General features: G+C 73.5%; 19 protein-coding genes. 13 read left to right on the forward strand and 6 right to left on the reverse strand.

Annotation, left to right across the window (positions count from 1 at the left end):
• From JWP64_RS28780 to JWP64_RS28805, 6 genes are all read left to right on the forward strand, one after another.
• Positions 1-884: acyl-CoA dehydrogenase (locus JWP64_RS28780; protein ID WP_297503202.1), on the forward strand; the 884-nt coding region annotated here is incomplete at its 5' end.
• Between the two features lie 13 nt (positions 885-897).
• Positions 898-2445: an acyl-CoA carboxylase subunit beta gene (locus JWP64_RS28785; RefSeq protein ID WP_297503204.1), complete on the forward strand. Its 1548-nt coding sequence runs from the start codon at positions 898-900 to the stop codon at positions 2443-2445.
• Positions 2446-2476: 31 nt separating this feature from the next.
• Positions 2477-4405: an AMP-binding protein gene (locus JWP64_RS28790; RefSeq protein ID WP_297503206.1), complete on the forward strand. Its 1929-nt coding sequence runs from the start codon at positions 2477-2479 to the stop codon at positions 4403-4405.
• Positions 4406-4410: 5 nt separating this feature from the next.
• Positions 4411-4911, forward strand: a complete 501-nt coding sequence (locus JWP64_RS28795; RefSeq protein ID WP_297503208.1) for a MaoC family dehydratase — start codon at positions 4411-4413, stop codon at positions 4909-4911.
• Entirely contained in the window at positions 4908-5744 is an 837-nt protein-coding gene (locus tag JWP64_RS28800) for a CoA ester lyase (RefSeq protein WP_297503210.1), read from the forward strand. The genes JWP64_RS28795 and JWP64_RS28800 overlap by 4 nt, the downstream gene beginning before the upstream one ends.
• Positions 5729-6001, forward strand: a complete 273-nt coding sequence (locus JWP64_RS28805) for a hypothetical protein (protein WP_297503213.1) — start codon at positions 5729-5731, stop codon at positions 5999-6001. Before JWP64_RS28800 ends, JWP64_RS28805 begins: the two co-directional genes overlap by 16 nt.
• 117 nt (positions 6002-6118) lie before the next feature.
• Here the strand turns inward: JWP64_RS28805 and JWP64_RS31745 are convergent, their stop codons facing one another.
• Both JWP64_RS31745 and JWP64_RS28815 read right to left on the reverse strand, forming a co-directional pair.
• The gene (locus JWP64_RS31745; RefSeq protein WP_366890764.1) at positions 6119-7711 is read right to left on the reverse strand and encodes an NlpC/P60 family protein; all 1593 of its coding nucleotides are present in this window, start codon (positions 7709-7711) and stop codon (positions 6119-6121) included.
• Positions 7712-7790: 79 nt separating this feature from the next.
• Positions 7791-8078: a hypothetical protein gene (locus JWP64_RS28815; protein WP_297503215.1), complete on the reverse strand. Its 288-nt coding sequence runs from the start codon at positions 8076-8078 to the stop codon at positions 7791-7793.
• Between the two features lie 75 nt (positions 8079-8153).
• Between JWP64_RS28815 and JWP64_RS28820 the strand changes: the two genes are divergently transcribed.
• Positions 8154-9371 carry a CoA transferase gene (locus JWP64_RS28820; RefSeq protein WP_297503217.1) on the forward strand — a complete coding sequence of 406 codons (1218 nt, stop codon included), beginning with the start codon at positions 8154-8156 and terminating at the stop codon, positions 9369-9371.
• 136 nt (positions 9372-9507) lie between these two features.
• Here the strand turns inward: JWP64_RS28820 and JWP64_RS28825 are convergent, their stop codons facing one another.
• Positions 9508-9690: a hypothetical protein gene (locus JWP64_RS28825; protein WP_297503219.1), complete on the reverse strand. Its 183-nt coding sequence runs from the start codon at positions 9688-9690 to the stop codon at positions 9508-9510.
• Positions 9691-10020: 330 nt separating this feature from the next.
• On the opposite strand from JWP64_RS28825, the gene JWP64_RS28830 reads away from it, so the two are divergent.
• From JWP64_RS28830 to JWP64_RS28840, 3 genes are all read left to right on the forward strand, one after another.
• Positions 10021-10773, forward strand: coding sequence for a DUF3152 domain-containing protein (locus JWP64_RS28830; protein WP_297503221.1), 753 nt, complete (start codon positions 10021-10023; stop codon positions 10771-10773).
• Between the two features lie 18 nt (positions 10774-10791).
• The gene (gene ilvD, locus JWP64_RS28835) at positions 10792-12480 is read left to right on the forward strand and encodes a dihydroxy-acid dehydratase (RefSeq protein ID WP_297503223.1); all 1689 of its coding nucleotides are present in this window, start codon (positions 10792-10794) and stop codon (positions 12478-12480) included.
• A 206-nt stretch (positions 12481-12686) separates the two neighbouring features.
• Complete coding sequence (locus JWP64_RS28840; protein ID WP_297503225.1) at positions 12687-14168, forward strand: hypothetical protein; 1482 nt, start codon at positions 12687-12689, stop codon at positions 14166-14168.
• A gap of 5 nt (positions 14169-14173) precedes the next feature.
• Here the strand turns inward: JWP64_RS28840 and JWP64_RS28845 are convergent, their stop codons facing one another.
• Positions 14174-15148, reverse strand: a complete 975-nt coding sequence (locus JWP64_RS28845) for a ketopantoate reductase family protein (protein WP_297503227.1) — start codon at positions 15146-15148, stop codon at positions 14174-14176.
• A 46-nt stretch (positions 15149-15194) separates the two neighbouring features.
• On the opposite strand from JWP64_RS28845, the gene JWP64_RS28850 reads away from it, so the two are divergent.
• Entirely contained in the window at positions 15195-15758 is a 564-nt protein-coding gene (locus JWP64_RS28850) for a carboxymuconolactone decarboxylase family protein (protein ID WP_297503229.1), read from the forward strand.
• 25 nt (positions 15759-15783) lie between these two features.
• Here the strand turns inward: JWP64_RS28850 and JWP64_RS28855 are convergent, their stop codons facing one another.
• On the reverse strand, positions 15784-16161 hold the full coding sequence (locus JWP64_RS28855; RefSeq protein ID WP_297503231.1) for a hypothetical protein: 378 nt from the start codon (positions 16159-16161) through the stop codon (positions 15784-15786).
• An 18-nt stretch (positions 16162-16179) separates the two neighbouring features.
• Between JWP64_RS28855 and JWP64_RS28860 the strand changes: the two genes are divergently transcribed.
• Together JWP64_RS28860 and JWP64_RS28865 are read left to right on the forward strand one after the other, a co-directional pair.
• Positions 16180-16665, forward strand: coding sequence for an MSMEG_6728 family protein (locus tag JWP64_RS28860; protein WP_366890768.1), 486 nt, complete (start codon positions 16180-16182; stop codon positions 16663-16665).
• 16 nt (positions 16666-16681) lie between these two features.
• Complete coding sequence (locus JWP64_RS28865) at positions 16682-18490, forward strand: hypothetical protein (protein ID WP_297503232.1); 1809 nt, start codon at positions 16682-16684, stop codon at positions 18488-18490.
• A gap of 69 nt (positions 18491-18559) precedes the next feature.
• On the opposite strand, the gene JWP64_RS28870 is transcribed toward JWP64_RS28865, so the two are convergent.
• Entirely contained in the window at positions 18560-20557 is a 1998-nt protein-coding gene (locus JWP64_RS28870) for a M13-type metalloendopeptidase (protein ID WP_297503234.1), read from the reverse strand.
• Between the last annotated feature and the right edge of the window lie 132 nt (positions 20558-20689).

A 20689-nucleotide genomic window follows, 5' to 3' on the forward strand; every position in this document is an offset into this window, starting at 1 on the left:
TGACCGCGCTGGTCAGTGCCTACATGGCGGCGCCGCACGTGATCCGGCACGGCACCCCGGCGCAACAGGACCGCTGCCTCGCCCCGTTGGCGGCCGGCGAGGCGGTGGCCGCGATCGCGGTGACCGAACCGGGCACCGGCTCCGACGTCGCACGCGTGGGCACCACCGCCCGGCGCACCGAGGACGGCGGGCTGCTCAACGGCCGCAAGATGTTCATCACCAACGCCGGGCTGGCCGACCTGATAATCGGGGCGGCCCGTACCGGGGATGCCGGCCGAGGTGGGCTGACGCTGTTCCTGGCCGGCCGCGGCACCGACGGGCTGAGCCTGGGCAGGCCGCGGGCGAAGATGGGCGGGCACTCCTCGGACACCCGCGAGGTGCTGCTGGACGACGTCGCGCTGCCCGCCGATGCGGTGTTGGGTACCGAGAACCGGGGCTTCTACCAGATCATGGAGGCGTTCCAGCTGGAGCGCGTCGCGCTGGCCGCGATGGGCATCGGGCACGCCGCCGAATGCCTGGACCTGGCCCGCGAGTACGCCGGGCAGCGCGAGGCGTTCGGTGAGCCGCTGACCCACCTGCAGACGATCCGGCACCGGCTCGCCGCGATGGAGGTGGAGCTGGAGGCCGCCCGGTTGATCACGTACCAGGCGGCGGCCCGGCTCGACGCCGGTCATCCGGAGGCGGCCCGCTCGGTGGCCAGGGCGAAGTACCTCGCCGCGATCTCCGCCAACCGGATCGTGGACGACGCGGTGCAGCTGTTCGGCGGCGCCGGTTTCGTCGAGGAGTCACCCGTCGCCCGGCACTACCGCGACGTCCGCATCCTGCGCATCGGCGGCGGTACCGACGAGATCCAGCTGGAGATACTGACCAGGGGCATGGCTTGACCAGGGGAGATGTGTGAGTACCGAGGCGATCAGTACGAACGGGGCGCCCGGGATCGAGGACGTCGAGCGGGCCGCGGAGCGCGCGTTGAAAGGTGGCGACCCGGCGCGCTGGCCGGACAAGCTGCCGGTGCGCGACCGGCTGGCCGTGCTGTTCGACCCCGGCACGTTCGTCGAGGACGGGCTGCTGGCCACCTCGGCCGCCGCCGACCACCTGCCGGCCGACGGGGTGATCACCGGGATCGGCCGGGTGTACGGGCGGCCGGTCGCGGTGATCGCGCACGACTTCACCGTCAAGGCCGGCTCCTGGGGTGAGCTGACCTGCGAGAAGCAGATCCGGATCCTGGAGCGCGCGGACCGTGACCTGCTGCCGGTGGTCTACCTGGTGGACTCCGCCGGCGGCCGGCTGACCGACCAGATGGGCTTCTTCCCCGGTCGCCGGGGCGCGTCGGCGATCTTCAACCTGCAGGTCAGGCTGTCCGGGCGGGTGCCGCAGCTGTGTTGCCTGCACGGTCCGTCGGCGGCCGGCGGGGCGTACATGCCGGCGTTCTGCGACTGGGTCGGCATGGTCAACGGCAACGCCTCGATGTACCTGGCCAGCCCGAGGGTCGCGGAGAAGGTGACCGGCGAGCGCACCACGCTGGAGGCCATGGGCGGCGCGATGATGCACGCCGAGGTCTCCGGCTGCGGCGACGAGGTGTTCGACGAGGACTGGGAGGCCGTCGCCGCCGCCCGGCTGCTGCTGTCCTACCTGCCGGACGACTTCCGCGCCGCGCCGGCCCGGGTCGAGGCGGTCGAGCCCGAGCAGCCCGAGTGGCCGGACGGCCTGGTGCCGGTCGACCCCAACGTCAGCTACGACGTGCGGGACGTGGTGGACCGCCTCGTCGACGGCGGCACGTTCTTCGAGATCAAGGCGCGCTGGGCGCAGGAGCTGGTCACCGGGCTGGCCCGCCTCGACGGCCGGGTCATCGGCATCGTGGCCAACCAGCCCAAGGTGCGCAGCGGGGCGATCTTCGTCGACTCGGCGGACAAGGCGGCCAAGTTCATCTCGCTGTGCGACGCGTTCAACATCCCGCTGGTGTTCCTGCAGGACGTTCCCGGCTTCATGGTCGGCGTCGAGGTGGAGCGCCAGGGCATCATCCGGCACGGCGCGAAGAGGATCGCCGCGTTGGCCTCCGCCGAGGTGCCCAAGTACTCGGTGGTGCTGCGCAAGGCCTACGCGGCCGGTTTCTACGCGATGTGTGCCCCCGGCTTCGAGCCGCGCGCGACCCTGGCGCTGCCCACCGCGACGATCGGCCCGATGTCCGCCGGGGCGTCGGTCAACGCGGTGTACGCCAACAAGATCGCCGCCATCACCGACGAGGACGAGCGCGCCGCGTTCGTCGCCGCCCGCACGGCGGAGCAGCAGGCGGACATCAACCTGCTGCGGATGGGCAGCGACCTCGTCGTCGACGCCGTGGTCGAGCCCGGACGCCTGCGCGCGGAGCTCATCGCCCGGATGGTCGACGCCGACCACTGGACCCGGGAGACGGGCCGCCGCCACCACCTGATCAGCCCGGTCTGACAGACAGCCCGACGAAGTCGAGAGGACGACGATGTCCGACGCTCACGACAGCCTCGCCCAGCTCATCCGGACCCCGCTGCGCCCGTTGCGGGCGAACTGGGTCGTCCCCGACCGGGTCGAGGCACTGCATGAAGCCCGCGCCTTCGACGAGCCTGACGACTACTGGGAGTGGGTCGCCCGGCAGCAGCGCTGGTCCACGCCCTGGCAGAGCGTGCGCAGCGGCGGCATGACCGACACCCGGTACTTCGAGGGCGGCCGGATCAACGTCGCGGACAACTGCGTGGACCGCTGGGCCGAGGACCCGGCGACGGCCGACCACCCGGCCGTCGTGTGGGAGGGCGAGCCGGGGGACTCTCGCACGCTGACCTACGCGGAGCTCTCCGACGAGGTCTCGCGGCTCGCGGCCGGGTTGCTCGCGCTCGACGTGCGCAAGGGTGACGTGGTCGCCGTCTACATGCCCAACCTCGTCGAGGCTTTCACCACCATCCACGCCTGCAACCGGATCGGCGCGATCTACACGGTGCTGTTCTCCGGGTTCGGCGAGGAGGCGGTCGCCTCGCGGCTCGAGGCCGCGCGCGCCTCGGTCGTCGTCGTCGCGGACGCCATCTACCGGCGCACCAAGCCGGTTCCGCTGCTGGAGACGCTGCGGGCCGCCGTCCGCCGGGCGCCCACGGTGCGGCTGACGGTCGTGGTGGACCGGACGGGGAACGACGTGCCGCTCGTCGAGGGCGAGCGCGCCTACGCCGAGGTGCTCGCGGAGGGCCGGGCCGGCACCCCGGCCGTTCCGCTCGACCCGAACGAGCCTTCGTTCCTGATCTTCACCAGTGGCACCGAGTCCCGGCCCAAGGGGGTCGTGCACAGCGTGGGCGGGTTCCTCCTCGGCACCTGGGCCAACGCGCACTGGCAGGCCGGCCGCGAGGACGGCGACGTCTACTGGGTGGCCGCGGACGTGGGCTGGCTGACCTTCCCGATCCAGGCCGTCGTCGGCGGGCTGGCCTGCGGGATGACCATCGCCTGCTACGAGGGGGCTCTCGACACCCCGACGCCGGCCCGGTTCTACGAGATCTGCGAGAAGCACCGGATCACCAAGATCCTCGCGGCCCCGACGCTGATCCGGATGCTGCGCAAGTTCGGCGGCGACCTCGCCGCCGCCCACCCGCTGCCCGACCTGAAGCTGATCACGGCGCAGGGCGAGCCGTTCGATGCGGACACGTTCGACTGGGCCACCGAGACGTACGGCGTCCCGATCGTGAACGCCTACGGCCAGACCGAGACCGGCTCGACCTGGGCCTACCCGGTCTACGGCGTCGAGCCGATCAAGGCCGGGTCGGTCGGCACCGCCGTGCCGGGGCACTCGTTCGAGATCGTCGACGACGAGGGCGAGCGGGTCCCGCCCGGCGTCAAGGGGAACCTGCTGCTCACCAGCCCGTTCCCGACGCTGGCCCGCACGGTCTGGGACGACCACGACCGCTACCTGTCGACCTACTTCGGCCGGTTCCCGGGCCGCTACGCCACGAATGACGAGGCGGTGCTCGACGGCGACGGCCACCTGTGGGTGCTCGGCCGCGCCGATGACGTGATCAACGTGGCGGCGCACCGGATCTCGACCATGGAGATCGAGGCGGTGGTGACCGCCCACCCGTCGGTGGTCGAGGCCGCTGTCGTCGGCGTGCCCGACGAGACCAAGGGGACCGTGCCGGTAGCCTTCGTGACCCTCGGCTCCGGGGCAACCGTCGATACGGTGCGTGAGGAGATCGCGGCGCGGGTGATCGGGGAGATGGGTGGGTACGCCCGGCTCGCGGCGATCCACGTGACCCCCGCGATGCCGAAGACCCGGACCGGCAAGACGATGCGCCGGCTGCTCCGGGACGTGGTCGTCAACGGCGCGGCGACCGGAGACGTCAGCGCGATGGAGGACCCGTCCGCGCTGGAGGCCGTGACGGCGGTGGTCCGGGGTTGAGCGGGATGGACGGGGTGGCGGCGCGGACGGACGCCGAGGGGCGGCCGGTGTCGGGACGGTGGTTCGAGGAGCTCGAGGCGGGGACGGTCGTCACGCACGTGACCCGGCGGACGGTCACCGAGACGGACAACGTGCTGTTCACGACGATGACGATGAACCCGGCACCGCTGCACCTCGACGCGGACTACGCCGCGCACACGGAGTTCGGGAAACCCCTGGTCAACAGCATGTTCACCCTCGCGCTGGTGGTCGGGTTGTCGGTGCCGGAGCTGACGCTGGGCACGATCGTCGCCCAGCTGGGGATCGACGAGGCGCGGTTCCCCACGCCGGTGTTCGCGGGCGACACGATCCGGGCGGTCACCGAGGTCGTCGAGGCCCGCGCGTCGCGGTCGCGGCCCGAGCAGGGCCTCGTCGTGTTCGAGCACCGCGCCTACAACCAGCGTGACGAGCTGGTGTGCACCGCCCGCCGGACGGGCCTGATGCATCGCCGGCCGGCCGGCTCGTGACCGGGTTCGCCCCGCGCAGCCTGCTGTTCGTGCCGGCCACGCGCCTCGACATGCTCGCGAAGGTCGCGCGGATGTGCCCGGACGCCGTCGTCGCGGACCTGGAGGACGCCGTCGCGCCGGGCGAGAAGGACGAGGCCCGACGGGCCGTCCTCGCCGCGTTGGCCGCCGAACGGCCGGGGGCCGGGACCGTGCTGGTCCGGATCAACGGGGCCGGCACCCCGTGGCACGCGGACGACCTGGCCGCGGCAGCGGGCGCTGCCGTGGACGGGGTCGTCCTGCCCAAGTACGAGCACCCGGACCAGCTCCGCGCGGTGCGGTCGGCGCTGCCGGCGGGCGCCCGGGTCGTCGTCGGGCTGGAGAGCGTGCGCGGGGTCGCGGACAGCCGTGCGCTACTGGCCGAAGGCCCCGACGCCGCGTACTTCGGGGCCGAGGACTACATCGCGGACATCGGCGGTCGCCGCACGCCGGGCAGCACCGAGGTCCTGTATGCGCGCAGCGAGGTGTGCCTCGCCGCGCACCTGGCGGGAGCCCCGGCGCTGGACCAGGCCGTCGTCGCCGTCCGGGACGCGGAGCACTTCCGGTTCGACGCCGGGGTCGGCCGGGACCTCGGGTACCGGGGGAAGATCTGCCTGCACCCGACGCAGGTCGCGGTCGCGCACGACGTCTTCACCCCCTCGGCGGACGAGGTGGCCCACGCCCGGGACGTGCTGCGCGCGGCCGAGGCCGGGGTCGGCGTCGTCGACGGGCAGATGGTCGACGCCGCGCACATCGCGATGGCCCGCACGGTCCTGGCGCGGATCGGGTCCGAGGAGGATTCGTGCGGGTCGGGCTGATGCTGCCGCCGCAGCTCGACCTCGGGCAGGTCGTGCCGTCGGCCCGGCGCGCCGAGTTGCTGGGGTACGACTTCCTCGCCTGCGGCGAGCACGTCCTCTTCCACGTGCCTTACATGATCAGTCCGGACCAGCGGGAGTACGCGGACGCCGGCGCGGAGACGGTGATCTTCTCCCCGGCGTGCCCGGACGGGGAGCTGGAACGGATGGCGGCACTCTTCGCCGAGGAGGTCGCGCCGGCTCTCCGACGCCGGGCGTGATCTTGTCCCGGCGTTCGGCGAGCCACAGGCTTGTGCCGAATCGTCGCTCGCCGCGACTCCGCGGCACCCGCGTCCCGAGCTGATCGGGCGGCGTCACGGGTCCCTCCGACCCAGGGCTCACGCGGCGACGAGGACCGTCCAGCCGCCCCCTGCCGCTGGCACGAGGACGACGAGGCTCCCGGCCGGCGCAGCCCGTACCGCGGCCCGTGCCTCGGTCACGGCGGTGGAGGTGGCGACCGTGAAGGACGTCGTCGCCCCGGCGGTGTCGGTCACCGTCACGGCGCTACCCGCGGATGCCCCCTCCGCGGGCGTGGCGGTGGCGAGCCGGAGGACCTTGCGGCCGTTGATCGCCGCCAGACCGCCGGGCACCGGCAGGCCGTCCGCACTCACGCGGGCGGACGTGACGGTGACGGTGCCGCCCGGCAACGTAACGGTCTTCGGGCGAGCGGGTGATGCGCTCGTCGTGCTGCTCGACGGCGCCGGCGGGGCGGACGACACGGGCGTGGCCGAGCTCGTGGGTGGCGCTGAGCTCGTGAGTGGGGCGGGCGTCGTGGGCGGAGGCGTGGGGGTCTGAGAAGTGACCGGCGGCGGCGTCGTCGGGACGACGGCTGCGGGCGGCGCGGCGGGAGCGGACGAGGTCGTGGTCGGGGAGGTCGTACTCGCGGAGGTCGGAGGCGCGGATTCGGCGGATCCAGACGGTGCCTGCGATGACGGGGCTGCCACGGCGGACGAACCGGGCACGGCCGAGGCGAGGCCCGGAACCGACGAGGACGCCGCCGGGGCCTCGGGCGCCGCGGCCGAGGAGCCGGGTGCGACCGCAGCGGCCCCGGAAGAATCGGGCGACGTGGCCGGGCTCGTCGCCGACTGCGCGATCGACAGCGCCGCGGTATCCGACTGGGGCGGCTCCGGAACCGTCGGGTTCGGCACCTCGGTCGGGGCGGGGGCGACCGGCGCCTCGAAGATCTCCGGAGCAGGCGGCGCGGGGAGGGGCTCGGGCACCACGGGCAGCGGCCCGGTATCGGGTGCGCCGCTGGTGGCGGGCCGGGTGGCGCCCAGGTAGTCGTCGCCCGTCCAGCGGTAGTAGGCGACCTGCACCGGCTTCCCGAAGGTCGGCGCATTCACCATCTTGCCGTTCCCGATGTACATGCCGACGTGGTGAACCTTGGCCGGAACCCCGTAGTACACCAGGTCACCGGGCTGCAACCCCGCCGTGGCGGGCACGTGCGGGCCCTCGTAGTACTGCGTGTGGGCGGTGCGGGGGAGGTCGATCCCGGCGACGTCGTAGGCGAAGTGGGTCAGCCCCGAGCAGTCGAACCCGGCGTCGCCCTCGGTGGGCCCGTCACCGCCCCACACGTACGGCAGTCCGATCTGGGCCATCGCCGCGGCGATGGCCGTGGTGGCGCGACGGTCCGGCAGTCCCGTCGTGAAGGAGACCGGCACCGGATCGACGACCGGTGCCGGGGGCTGCGGCTGGGTGCTCGCCGGAAGGACGGAGCCGGCGGTCGTGGAGTACGGGGCGGCGGTGGTGGTGTTCGTGAGCGTCACGGCAGGCTGCGCGAGCAGGCCGAGCTCCCCGGCGCGCCCGCCGTAGACGGCGGCGATCGGGCCGGAGGCCGCGGTGAGAACCGTCACGCCCACCACGGCGACCACGGCGCCGCCCGCGGTGAGCGGGCGCAGCTGCCGGGTGGGGGCCGGGCGCCGGGGTCTCATCGCCGGTCCCGGCGAAGGTCTGCGTCGGCCATGCCCGGTGATTCGCCCCGGCCGGCCGGCGCGTTAGCACCGCCGCAGGTCAGGCGGTGCCCAGCCTGGCCGCGAGCTCGGCCGCCTCCCGGTGCGCCGCGGCGAGCTCGTCGCGGCTCCGGTCCCGCTGATCCGCGAGCGCGGGCACGGTCTCCGCGAGGGTCAGGCTCGTGGTGATCACCGCGACGTCCATGCCCAGCGCCGTTCCGAGGACGATCCTCAGCATCGGGACCGCATGGTCCCGGCCCTCGGTGGGCGTCCCGGGTTCGTAGGACGCACCCCGGCTGCTGACGACGACGGTGGGCCTGCCCTCGAGCGGCCGGCTGTCCGCCGTCAACGGCTCGGCCGCGCGCGCCGGATCCCCGCCCCGGGAGCAGGATGGGGGGAGTCGATCAGGAGGAGCGTGAGTTCGATGCCGGGGACCGACCGGCCCCTCGAGGGCCTGCACGTGGTGGAGTGCGCGAGCTTCGTCGCCGGGCCGACGGGCGGGATGACGCTCGCGCAGCTCGGTGCGGACGTCGTGAGGATCGACCCGGTGGGCGGCGGCAGCGACCATCTGCGCTGGCCCGTGGCCCGGGACGGGGAGAGCTACTACTGGGCGTCGCTGAACAAGGGCAAGCGCTCCGTCGCCGTCGACATGCGCTCCGACGAGGGCCGCGAGCTGGTCACCGCGCTGATCGCCGCTCCGGGCGAGGACCGCGGGGTGCTGATCGACAACGTCGTCGGGCGGCGCTGGATGTCCCACGAGGCGCTGGTCGCGAAGCGCCCGGACCTGATCCACCTGCGGGTGCAGGGGTACCCGGACGGGCGTCCGGCCGTCGACTACACGGTGAACGCGGAGGTCGGGATCCCGCAGATCACCGGCACCGAGGAGGGCGGGGCGCCGGTCAACCACGTCCTGCCGGCCTGGGATCTCGTCACCGGCCTGAGCGTCTCGACGGGCGTGCTCGCGGCCCTGCACAAGCGGGCGCGGACGGGCGAGGGAGCGTTCATCGAGCTGGCCCTGTCGGACGTCGCGCTGGCCGGCGTCGCGAACCTCGGCTGGCTGTCCGAGGCGGAGGAGCGCGGTCACGAGCGGCCGCGGCACGGCAACCACGTGTACGGCAGCTTCGGGGTGGACTTCGCGACCTCCGACGGGCAGCGGGTCATGGTCGTCGCGCTGACCGAGGGGCAGTGGTCCGCGCTGCGGAAGGTGACCGGCACCGAGGAGGTCTTCGCGGCGCTGGAGGCGGCGCTGGACGCCGACCTCACCCAGGAGTCCGAGCGCTACCGGCTTCGGGAGACGATCGCGGCGATCCTGCGGCCGTGGTTCTCGGCGCGGGACCTCAAGCAGGTCAGCGACGAGCTCGACGCCGCCCGGGTGCTGTGGGGTCGCTACCAGGGGATGACCGACGTCGTCGCCGCGCACCGGACCGGCACGCACCCGATCCTCGCGGACATGGCGCTGCCCGGCTCCGGGGACGCCGCGATCACCGCGCGCTCACCCCTGCGCTTCGACGGCGAGCACGGGCCGGCGGGCCGGGTCCCGTCGCTCGGCCGGGACACCGAGGAGGTCCTCGCGGAGATCCTCGGGCTCGGGCACGCGGAGATCGGCGGGCTGCAGCGACGCGGGGTCATCGCGGCGTCCTGAGCGGGGAAGCCCAGGCCGGCGCCTCGCGCCCGTTGCGCCCGGATGTCCTCCGACGTGCCACGACGGGCCGGTGGCGGGGCGCTGGGGGGAAGGGCGCCGCACCACCGGCCCGTCGAGTTCGGGACGGGGTGGAAGGTCAGATCTCGTGTGCGCTGTCGTAGCCGAAGTCCGCGTCCGGGTCGAGCTCGCGACGCAGGATCTGCGCAGGTACGGAGACCGTACGACGGCGACGCGTGGTCATCGGCGTGCCCAGGGCGATCTTCATCTCGTGGGCGAGGTCGTATCCGTAGTCACCGCTGACGTCCTGGTCCATCGACATCGTTGTCTCCTTCACGTGTACCCCGACAGAAACACGCTCCGTGACCGGTGACATCCGGACGGTGCTCACACATCATCGCCCGATAGGCGAGGTTCGGACAAGAACGTTCAACCTGCTGGATGCGCGGACGCCACAAGAGGGTGAACAGACCCCTGTGGGGGAGACCGGTCGGGTAGGAGGATGGCACCGGTCGACCCGCGCCGGTCACGCGCTGCGGTCGCGGCCCCGTACGGGTGTCCGGGTGTCCCAAGCAGGGAACCCGCGCGGTGCGGCCGCCGGTGAGGTGCGCGCGGTCACGGTCGGTTCCCAGGTCCGGGACGGGGGTCGGGCATGCGTCGACGATCGGGGGGCCGCCGGGCCCTGGCCGCCCTCGTGCTGCTCGCGGCGTGCGGGCCCGCGGTGGCCGTGACGCGGCGCGACGTGCCCCAGGCCCCGCCCTCGTTCCTCGTGCAGGCTGCGGCCATGCCCGCCTACGCCCTACCCCCTACCCGGGCGGCTCCTTCCGGGCCCGCGCCCGACGAGCTCGCCGGGCTGACGAGCCGGGACGTCCCGCAGACCCTGAACGGCACCTTCGACGTCGTCCCCGGCACCGTCCCCGGCACCGTCCCCGCGCCCGGCGTCGGCCCGGTGACGACGGTCCGGGTGGAGACCGAGCAGGGCCTTCCCGTGGATGCGCAGCGCTTCGCCGGGTTCGTCATGGACACGCTCGACGATCCGCACGGCTGGGGCGCGGGCGGCCGGATGAGCTTCGTGCGGACCGGCTCCGACGACGCGACGATCCAGGTGCTCCTCGCCAGCCCGGACACGTTGGACCGGCTCTGCAGCCCGATCGACACCACCGGCGAGCTCTCCTGCCGCTCCGGCGCCCGCGCGGTCCTCAACTTCTACCGCTGGGTGAACGGACAGGAGGACTACGCCGGCAACACCACCGGCTACCGGCGCTACCTGGTCAACCACGAGGTCGGGCACGTGCTCGGGCACGGCCACGAGCCGTGCCCCGGCGCCGGCATGCCCGCGCCGGTGATGCAGCAGCAGACGCTGGGGTTGAACGGGTGCACGCAGAACCCGTGGCCGTACCCCTGATCGCGGTACGGTCCCGGAGTGGCCGATCTGAAACCGCGCAGCAAGGACGTCACCGAGGGCCTGGAGGCCACCGCGGCACGCGGGATGCTCCGGGCGGTCGGCCTCTCCGACTCCGACTGGGAGAAGCCCCAGATCGGCGTGGCGTCGTCCTGGAACGAGATCACCCCGTGCAACCTCTCCCTGGACCGGCTCGCGTCCGCGGTCAAGGAGGGCGTGCACGCCGCGGAGGGGTTCCCGCTGCAGTTCGGGACGATCTCGGTGTCCGACGGGATCTCGATGGGCCACGAGGGCATGCACTTCTCGCTGGTCTCGCGCGAGGTGATCGCGGACTCCGTCGAGACGGTGATGGGCGCGGAACGCCTCGACGGATCCGTACTGCTGGCGGGCTGTGACAAGTCGCTGCCCGGGATGCTGATGGCCGCCGCCCGCCTCGATCTCGCGTCGGTGTTCCTCTACGCGGGCTCGATCATGCCGGGCAAGGCCAAGCTGTCCGACGGCACCGAGCGCGAGGTCACGCTGATCGACGCGTTCGAGGCCGTCGGGGCGTGCGCGCGCGGCCTGATGAGCCGTGAGGACGTGGACTCGATCGAGCGGGCCGTCTGCCCGACCGAGGGCGCCTGCGGCGGCATGTACACGGCGAACACCATGGCCAGCGCGGCCGAGGCGCTCGGGATGTCGCTGCCGGGTTCGGCCGCGCCGCCGGCCGTCGACCGTCGCCGCGACGGGTACGCGCGCCGCTCCGGGGAGGCCGTCGTCGAGCTGTTGCGGCTGGGCATCACGGCGCGCGACATCATGACGAAGAAGGCGTTCGAGAACGCGATCGCGGTCGTCATGGCCCTCGGCGGCTCGACGAACGCGGTGCTGCACCTGCTGGCCATCGCGCACGAGGCCGAGGTGGAGCTGACGCTGGAGGACTTCGTCCGGGTCGGCGCGAAGGTCCCGCACCTCGGCGACCTCAAGCCGTTCGGCCGGCACGTCATGTACGACGTGGACCGGATCGGCGGCATCCCGGTCGTCATGAAGCTGCTGCTGGACGCCGGTCTCATGCACGGCGACACCATGACCGTCACCGGCCGGACCATGGCCGAGAACCTGGCCGAGCTGAACGCGCCCGCCCCGGACGGCGCCGTGATCCGCGCGCTGTCCGACCCGATCCACCCCACCGGGGGCATCACCATCCTGCGCGGTTCCCTGGCGCCCGAGGGTGCCGTCGTGAAGTCCGCCGGGTTCGACGAGGCCGTCTTCGAGGGCACGGCCCGCGTGTTCGACGGCGAGCGGCTCGCGATGGACGCCCTGGCCGACGGCACGATCACCGCCGGGGACGTCGTCGTCATCCGCTACGAGGGCCCCAAGGGCGGCCCGGGCATGCGGGAGATGCTGGCGATCACCGGCGCGATCAAGGGCGCCGGCCTGGGCAAGGACGTCCTGCTGCTGACCGACGGCCGGTTCTCCGGCGGGACGACCGGGCTGTGCGTCGGGCACGTCGCCCCGGAGGCGGTGGACGGCGGCCCGGTCGCGTTCGTGCGGGACGGCGACCGGATCCGCCTGGACGTCTCCCAGGGCCTGCTCGACGTGCTCGTGGACCCGGCCGAGCTCGAGGCCCGCCGCGAGGGCTGGGCCCCGAAGCAGCACGGATACACCCGCGGCGTGCTGGCGAAGTACGCCAAGCTCGTCGGCTCGGCCAGCGTGGGAGCGGTCTGCGGCTGATCCGGCCTTCGGCAGGAGTGGCCTTCCTGCCGGTCGGTGGTCCGCCGGCAGGGCCCAGGGCGCCGTTCACCGCACACGAGTGCCCGAGACCGATCGACCGTTCGTCGATGCGACGGTGCGGCCGAGGTCGAACTAGCGTGCGACGGCATGAGCGTTCGCGTTCCCGTCGGCGGGGGTCCGACGTCCGTCCACCTCCCGTTCACCGGATGGCCACGGTGAGCGTCGGGCGGCGCGCCCGGCGCCTCCGCGAGAGGGTCGGGAGGACTCGTGTCCGCATTCACCGCGCGCTGGAGCTTCCCGCTCAGGTCGAAGCGCTCGATCGGCATCTGACGGCGATCGGCTCGGTGGTGCGGGCCGCGCACGAGGACGTGGACGACCTGCGGTCCCGCCTCGACGCGGTGACGGCGACGGTCGACGTGACCCGCGCCCGGACCGCGGAGCTGCAGGACTCCGTGCATCTCGTGGCCCGCCGGACGGCGTTGTGGCGCAGCCGTACCCGGGTCCTGTTCCTGGTCCACGTGCTGGGCTCGTGGAGCTCGTGCCGCGCGGTGGTGGACGCGATGGCCGCCAGCGCGGACTTCGCCCCGATCGTCGCGTCGATCCCGCACCGGTTCCTGGGCTCCGCCGGCCTCGTCGGCGAGGAGGACGTGCACCGGGGCCTGCTCGAGGAGGGCGTTCCGCATCTGCGCTTCGCGGGCGGCGACGACGGCGACATCCTGCAGATGATCAAGGCCATAGAGCCCGACGTGATCTTCCGCCAGTCGCAGTGGGACGCCGACCTCCCCGACGAGCTCGCCACCGAACGGCTCGGCTTCGCCCGGACCTGCCTCGTCCCGTACGAGACGATGAACATCGTCGAGAACGTGCCGGACGCGAGGACGCGCAACACCGCCGTCGACAGCGCCTACCACCGGGCGGCGTGGCTGGTGTTCTGCGCCAACGAGGCGGTCCTCGAGACCGCCGTCCGGGACGGCGCCCGCAACGGGGGCCAGTTCCGCGTCGTCGGGCATCCGAAGGCGGACCACCTCCGGTCCGCGGTACCGCGGTGGCCGGTCGGCTCGGCGCCCGACGACGACGGGCCGGGTCGGATCGTCTGGTCCGCCCACCACACGATCGCGCAGGGCTGGACGGACTTCGGCCTCTTCCACCTCGTCGCGGACGAGATGCTCGCCTGGGCCCGGGAGTCGGACGACACCGAGTTCGTGTTCATGCCCCATCCGGCGCTGCTGCCGCTGCCGGACTCCGACGTCTCCCCGATCAGCCGCGCGCAGTTCGACCGGTGGATGCGGACGTGGCGGGAACTGCCGAACACCGCCGTGCTGACGGAGGCGGACTACGGCCCGACACTCGCGGCGTCGGACCTGATGGTGACCGACGGCCTGTCGATGCTGGTGGAGTACCAGTTGTTCGAGAAGCCGGTCCTCTTCCTCGAGCGCGAGGGCCATCGGCCGTTCAACACCGTCGGCGAGCAGGTCGTCGCCGGGGTCCACCCGGTGTCGCGCGTCGACGACGTGCGCCGGCTGGCGGAGAAGTTCCTCGGCGGCGAACCCGACCCGCTGCGGTTGCGGCAGCGGGACATCGTGCAGCGGCTGTTCGGCGAAGGGGACAGCGCGGCACGGATCCTCGACGCTCTGCGTCGCGAGCTCGCCCGAGAGCGGGGCGACGTCGAGGAGCGCTCGCGGACCTGACGGGGTCAGCCGGGCAGCCCCGCGGCGGCCAGCAGCTCCGAGGCCGTGTGCCCCCCGGGGCGTTCCCCGGCCGCGGCCATCGTGGTGATGGTCTCGAGCAGGAGGCTGTTCAGCGGGGTGGGGACGCCGTACTTCTCGCCGAGCGCCACGAACTCCCCGTTGATGTACTCCGCCTCGACCGAGCCGGCGCCGCGTTGCAGGCTCTGCCACGTCGAGCCGCCGGCCCGTTCGTGCCCGTCGACGGCCTGGACCGCCATCCCCGCCACCCGCCGCTCGCGGGACTCCTCGGTGGACACGTACGCGATGCCGGCCGCGTGCAGACACGCGCGGCCCTCGGCGCGGGCGGCCTTGACCAGGGCACGAAGGTCCGGGTCGGCGAGCCCGCAGACCGCCTCGGGCACGTTCTCCAGGTTGACCACCAGCTTCCACCACTTCCACCGCATGATCGCGGCGTCCGGGCGGGAGGCGAACCCGGCTGCGGTGAGGTCCGCCGCCACCGCGGCGCTCAGCTCGTCCGTGCCCTCGGGATAGACGCCGATGTCGAGGCGCCCGGGGACCGGGCCGGAGTAGGCGACCACGCGGCCCGGCTCGAGGTGCTCGGTCGGCATCATCACGCACACGCCCAGGACGTGGGCGAAGCGCTCGGACGCGAGCCGCTCGTTCTCCACGCCGTTCTGCACGCACACCACCGGGACGCCCGGGGCCGCACGCTGCAGCTCGTCGAGCAGCGGCGGGGTGTCCTGGGTCTTGGTGCAGAGCAGGGCGACGTCGCCGTCGCGCCAGTCCACCTCGGTGACCGTCGCGACCGCCGGAACCCGCACGGACCGGGAGCGCTCCGGCTCGTCCAGGCGCAGGCCGCGCTCGCGGATCGCCGCGAGGTGCGCGCCCCGGGCGACGAGCACCACGTCCCGGCCGGCCTCGTGCAGCCGGACCCCGATCGTGCCGCCGACGGCACCCGCACCGATCACCACGTATCGCACCCCGCGACCTTAGGCTCAGCCGCGCCGATACCGAGGAGCCCCTGGAGTGAACGTGAGCAGGATCCCGGGCCGCACGCCCGACGAGCTGGACCCCGACGAACGGGCGGTGTACGACGCCGTCGCCGGGGGCCCGCGCGCCGCCGGACCGCAGCTCTTCCCGATCACCGACGACGACGGCGCCCTGCGCGGACCGTTCGGCGCGATGCTGCTGCAGCCCGCCCTGGGCGACGCGCTGCAGCGGCTCGGCACGGCCGTCCGGTACCGCGGGATCCTCACCGACCGCTGCCGGGAGCTGGTGATCCTGAAGGTCGCCGCGCACTGGGAGAGCGGCTTCGAGCAGCGGGCGCACGAGCTGATCGCCGCGCGGGCGGGGTTCACCGAGGCCGAGCTGCGCACGCTCGCGGAAGGCGGGGTCCCTGCGCTCGACGATCCGGCGGAGGCCGCGGTGGAACGTGCGGCGGACCTGCTGCTCGCCGGCGGACGGCTCCCGGACGAGACCTACGGGGAGCTCCGCGAGGCGCTGTCCGAGGCGGAGCTGTTCGAGATCGCCACAGTCGTCGGCTACTACGCCACCCTCGCGCTGCAGATGCGGCTCTTCGCCGTCGACTAGCCGAACGCGGAGCCGACCCCGCGGGTCAGCCTTCGCCGAGCCAGCCGTACGCCGTCTGCGGGGAGATCCCGAGCGCCCGGGCCATGGCGCGGATCTCCAGGCCCTGCTCCCGGCCGGCGGTGAGCAGCGCGCGTTGGCGGGCGCGCAGCTCGTCGATCCGGGTGGCGACGTCGGTCATCTCGCCGAGCAGTGCCTCGGCCTCCGGCGTGGAACCCGCGCGGGAGCGACCGGCGCCGGGCCGCGGGAACGCCCGGACCTCGTCGGCGTCCCAGAGCCTGCGGCGCTGCGCGTCGACGTCCGGGAGCGGCTTCGGCGCCTGGCCGCGGGACACGTAGCCGAGCCACGTCGTCGGCTTCACGCCCCACGCCTCGGCGCACTGCGCACTCGTCCAGACCTCGCCCACACCGGCACTCTCGCACGCGTGGGTGCCGGCTGCGGCGGGTACCTGCCCGCCATCATGCAGACGTTCCTGCCCTACCCGGACTTCGCCGCCAGCGCCGCCACGCTCGACGACCGGCGCCTGGGCAAGCAGCGCGTCGAGGCCCTGCAGGTCCTCCGGGCGCTCGTCCGGGAGGGCTACGGGTGGCAACACCATCCCGCAGTACGGATGTGGCGCGGCTTCCCGGAGGCGGTGGCGGCGTACGGGCTCGCGGTCTGCGCGGAGTGGTCGGGCCGCGGCAAGGCGGACACCGTCGCGGACTCGATCACCGCCGATCTCGCCGCCGCAGGCCTGCCCGCGCCCCGGTCGCAGGCCGAGCTCGAGGAGGACGGCCTGCTCCCGAAGTGGCTCGGCGACGACCGCCTGCACCGCAGCCACCGGGAGGCCCTGGCGGCGAAGCTGCCCGAGCACTACGCGCCCCGGTTCCCCGACGACGACCCGGGCGGGGAGTATTTCTGGCCGATCTGACGCCTACGCTCGGGGCGTGACGTCGACTTCGGTGACCCGGGCGCCGGAGGGGAGCGACCTGGCTCTTCTGCAGGCCTACGAACCCGTCGTCCGCTACACCGAGGGCGAGCTGTTCCTGCCGATCGCCGTCGAGCCCTACGTGGCGCAGTGCAGCCTGTGGTCCACCGGCGACACCCCGCTCGTCCCGGCCGGCGAGCTGACCCTCGACGGCCTTTGCGAGGCCGGTCGGCGCTACCGCGAGCGGCCGCTCCACCTGCGTTTCGTCCAGGAGCCGATGCGCGCCCGGGAGCTGCGGAGGTGGCACGCGGAGGAGCGCTCGCGGCTGCGCGGCACCGCCCGGTTCGCGACGGTCGGCGTCATCGCCCGGCTGATCGACGCGCTGCTGCGGATCTCGCTGCTCGTGCGCGGCAAGGTGCCCGGCGGGCTGGTCGCCGCGGCCGAGCGGACGACCCGCGAGCACCTCGACGACGGGCAGTGCCCCTACTACGGCCGGGTGGTGCGCGAGGGCGGCTACACCGTCCTGCAGTACTGGTACTTCTACGCCTGCAACGACTGGCGCACGACGTTCCACGGCGTCAACGACCACGAGGCGGACTGGGAGATGGTGTCGGTCTACCTCGCGCCCGGACCCGACGGGTCCGACCGGCCCGCCTGGGTGGCCTTCTCCTCGCACGACTACGCGGGCGACGACCTCCGCCGCCGCTGGGACGACCCGGACCTGCAGCGCGAGGGCGACCATCCGGTCGTCTTCGCGGGCGCGGGCTCGCACTCCGGCGCGTTCATCCCCGGGGACTACGTCGTGTCCGTCGCGATTCCCGCGCTGCGCCGGGTGATCGACCTCCTGGAACGCGGGCGGCGGCGGCTCGCGCCGTGGGCGCCCGAGCCCGGGACCGGCGGGTTCGGCATCCCGTACGTCGACTACGCCCGCGGCGACGGACACGTCGTCGGGCCGGGGCATCCGCGGACGTGGCGGCCCGTGCTCGTCGACGACGACACCGGATGGGTTCGGGACTTCCGCGGCCTGTGGGGCCTGGACACCCGGGACAGCTTCGGCGGGGAGCGCGCGCCGGCGGGGCCGCGCTACGAGCGCAACGGGGCCGTCCGGTCGTCGTGGGCGGACCCCCTCGGCTGGGCCGGGCTGCAGAAGGTCCCGCCGACCGAGGGCGAGGAACGGGCGATGCTCGCCGAGCGGGTCAAGGAGCTCACCGAGCGCCTCGCCGAGATCGACCGGGACGTCGAGACCGAACGCGGAGCGCTGCGCGGCCTGCACGCACAGGTCCGGTCGCTGAACGCGCGCCAGGACACCCGGGCGCTGGGCCGCGAACGGGCCGGCGAGCTGGAGCGACGGCAGCGGGAGCTCGCCGCGGCCACCGCGGACCGGGCCCGGCTCGCCGAGGAACGCGCCGCGCACCGCGAGTTCCTCGGCCGCCCCGGCCCGCCCACCCCGCCCGACGCGCACCTGCGGCACAAGCCCCTGCCCCACGTCGTCGCCCAGGACCGGCGCACCAGGTACCTGCGGGTGTGGGCCGCGATCAGCGCGCCGCTGCTCATCCTCGCGACCGGCGTGGTGCTCACCAGGCCGGCGCCGTTCCTGCTGCTCGGGTTCGCCGGATTCCTCGTGCTGTTCGTCGGCGTGGAGGCCGTGCTGCGCCGCCGGGTGCTCGCCTACCTGGCGGGGCTGACGGTGCTGGTCCTCGCGGCGGTGGTGGTCGTGGTGGTCTTCTTCGGGCTCGTCCAGAACGCGCAGTGGGTGCTCGCCGGGGTCCTCACCCTGACCGCCCTGATGCTGCTGGCCGGGAACCTGCGCGAGTTCCGCTCCCGCTGACGCACGGATGCACGGGCCGACGCACACGCTGGAACGTGTGCGTCGGCCCGTGAGCGCGTCCGTCAGCGGCTACCAGATGCGGACGCGGGCGCCCGGCTCCGTGAACAGGGCGTCCGTCTCCTTGACGTCGAAGGCCTCGTGGAAGGCGTCGAGGTTCGTGACGACGGCGTTGCAGCGCAGGTCCGGCGGCGAGTGCGGGTCGATGGCGAGGCGGCGGATCGCCTCGGCGTCGCGGGTGACCGCACGCCACACCTGCGCCCAGCCGAAGAACACCCGCTGCAGCCCGGTGAGCCCGTCGATCACCGGCGGCTCCGCGGCCCCCATGGCGATCGTGTAGGCCTTGAGCGCGATGGTCAGGCCACCCAGGTCACCGATGTTCTCGCCGACCGTCAGCGCGCCGTTGACCTTGTGGTCCGGCAGGCCGGCCGGGGACAGCGCGTCGTACTGGGCGATCAGGGCCTTCGAGCGGTGGTCGAACTCGGCCCGGTCCGCGGCATCCCACCAGTCCGTGAGGTTGCCGTCGCCGTCGTAGCGCGAGCCCTGGTCGTCGAAGCCGTGGCCGATCTCGTGCCCGATCACCGCGCCGATGCCGCCGTAGTTGGCCGCGTCGTCCGCCTCCGGGTCGAAGAACGGCGGCTGCAGGATCGCGGCGGGGAAGACGATCTCGTTCATCCGCGGGTGGTAGTAGGCGTTGACCGTCTGCGGGGTCATCAGCCACTCGTCGCGGTCGACCGGCCTGCCGATCTTCGCGAACTCGAAGTCCGTCCGCCAGACGCCGGCGCGCAGGACGTTGCCGAGCAGGTCGTCGGCGCGGACGTCGAGGGCGGAGTAGTCCTTCCAGACGTCCGGGTAGCCGATCTTCGGCGTGAACCGGTCCAGCTTGGCGAGCGCCCGGTCCCGGGTCTCCGGGCCCATCCAGTCCAGTGAGGAGATGCTCTGCCGGTAGGCCTCGACGAGGTTCGCGACGAGCGTGACCATGCGCTCCTTCGACGACGCCGGGAAGTGCCGCTCGACGTAGAGCCGCCCGACCGCCTCGCCCACCGAGCCCTCGACGAGCCCGACCCCGCGCTTCCAGCGGTCCCGCAGGGACGGCGTGCCGGAGAGGGTGCGGCCGTAGAACGCGAAGTCCTCCTCGACGACCGCCTCGTTCAGGTAGTCCGCGGTGGCCGACGCGGTGCGGATCGCCAGCCAGGCCCGCCACTGCTCGATCGGGCGCTCGGTCCAGAGCTTCGCGGCCGCGGCGACGAAGCTCGGCTGCCGGACCACGACCTCGTCGAACGAGCCGGCCAGGGCGCCGAGCGCCGCCAGCCACGGGTCCCAGTCGAATCCCGGCGCGAGCTCGCGCAGCTCGGCGAGCTCCATCAGGGTGTAGGTCTTCTCCGCGTCCCGGTTGGTGACGCGGTCCCAGGACTCGGCGGCGAGCGCGGTCTCCAGGTCCATCACCGTGGCGGCGAGCCCGGCGGGATCCGGCAGGCCGACGAGCCCGGCGAGCTTCTCCAGGTGCTCGACGTACGCCGCGCGGATCTCGGCCGAGGCCTCGTCGCGGTAGTACGACTCGTCCGGCAGGCCGAGGCCGGACTGCGAGAGGTGCACCAGGTAGCGCGTGGAGTCCTTGGCGTCCGTGCTGACGAACGCGCCGAACAGGGAGACGCGGCCCTCGCGCTGGCGCAGCCCCAGGATCGACGCGAGCGCGGCCCGGTCCGGGGCGGCGTCCACGTCGTCGAGGAGCGGACGCAGGGGGGAGACGCCGAGCGCCTCCACCCGCTCGACGTCCATGAACGAGGCGTAGAGGTCGCCGATCTTCTGCGCGTCGCTGCCGGGGGCGGCCTCGGTCGCGGCGGCGCGCTCGATGATGGCGCGGACGTCGTCCTCCGCGCGGTCGCGCAGGACACGGAAGGCGCCGTCCTGGGAGCGGTCGTCGGGGATCTCGTAGGTGCGCAGCCAGGCGCCGTTGACGTGCGTGAACAGGTCGTCCTGCGGGCGCACCCCCGGGTCGATCCACTGGAGGTCGAGGCCGGAGGGTTTGGGCTCGGACGTGGCTGTCCCGGCCTGGGACGAGAGGGTCATGCCTCATCTTGCCTCGCGCGAGGGCGCGCGGGCCACGGGGTGGTGGCCGAGCACTCGCCGCCCCGACCCGGCAGGGCGGACGACGGCCGGTTGTGTCGGTGGCCCCGGGTAGCTTCCGTCCAGGTGACGTGC

It is taken from the genome of Pseudonocardia sp. (assembly GCF_025465255.1).
Classification (GTDB): domain Bacteria; phylum Actinomycetota; class Actinomycetes; order Mycobacteriales; family Pseudonocardiaceae; genus Pseudonocardia.

Excerpts from the sequence above, each read along its gene's own strand:
- JWP64_RS28790 (WP_297503206.1), top strand. The coding sequence starts at position 2,477 with ATGTCCGACGCTCACGACAGCCTCGCCCAGCTCATCCGGACCCCGCTG.
- JWP64_RS28795 (WP_297503208.1), top strand. The coding sequence starts at position 4,411 with ATGGACGGGGTGGCGGCGCGGACGGACGCCGAGGGGCGGCCGGTGTCG.
- JWP64_RS31745 (WP_366890764.1), bottom strand. The coding sequence starts at position 7,711 with ATGAGACCCCGGCGCCCGGCCCCCACCCGGCAGCTGCGCCCGCTCACC.
- JWP64_RS28820 (WP_297503217.1), top strand. The coding sequence starts at position 8,154 with ATGCCGGGGACCGACCGGCCCCTCGAGGGCCTGCACGTGGTGGAGTGC.
- JWP64_RS28825 (WP_297503219.1), bottom strand. The coding sequence starts at position 9,690 with ATGTCGATGGACCAGGACGTCAGCGGTGACTACGGATACGACCTCGCC.
- JWP64_RS28830 (WP_297503221.1), top strand. The coding sequence starts at position 10,021 with ATGCGTCGACGATCGGGGGGCCGCCGGGCCCTGGCCGCCCTCGTGCTG.
- JWP64_RS28840 (WP_297503225.1), top strand. The coding sequence starts at position 12,687 with ATGGCCACGGTGAGCGTCGGGCGGCGCGCCCGGCGCCTCCGCGAGAGG.
- JWP64_RS28870 (WP_297503234.1), bottom strand. The coding sequence starts at position 20,557 with ATGACCCTCTCGTCCCAGGCCGGGACAGCCACGTCCGAGCCCAAACCC.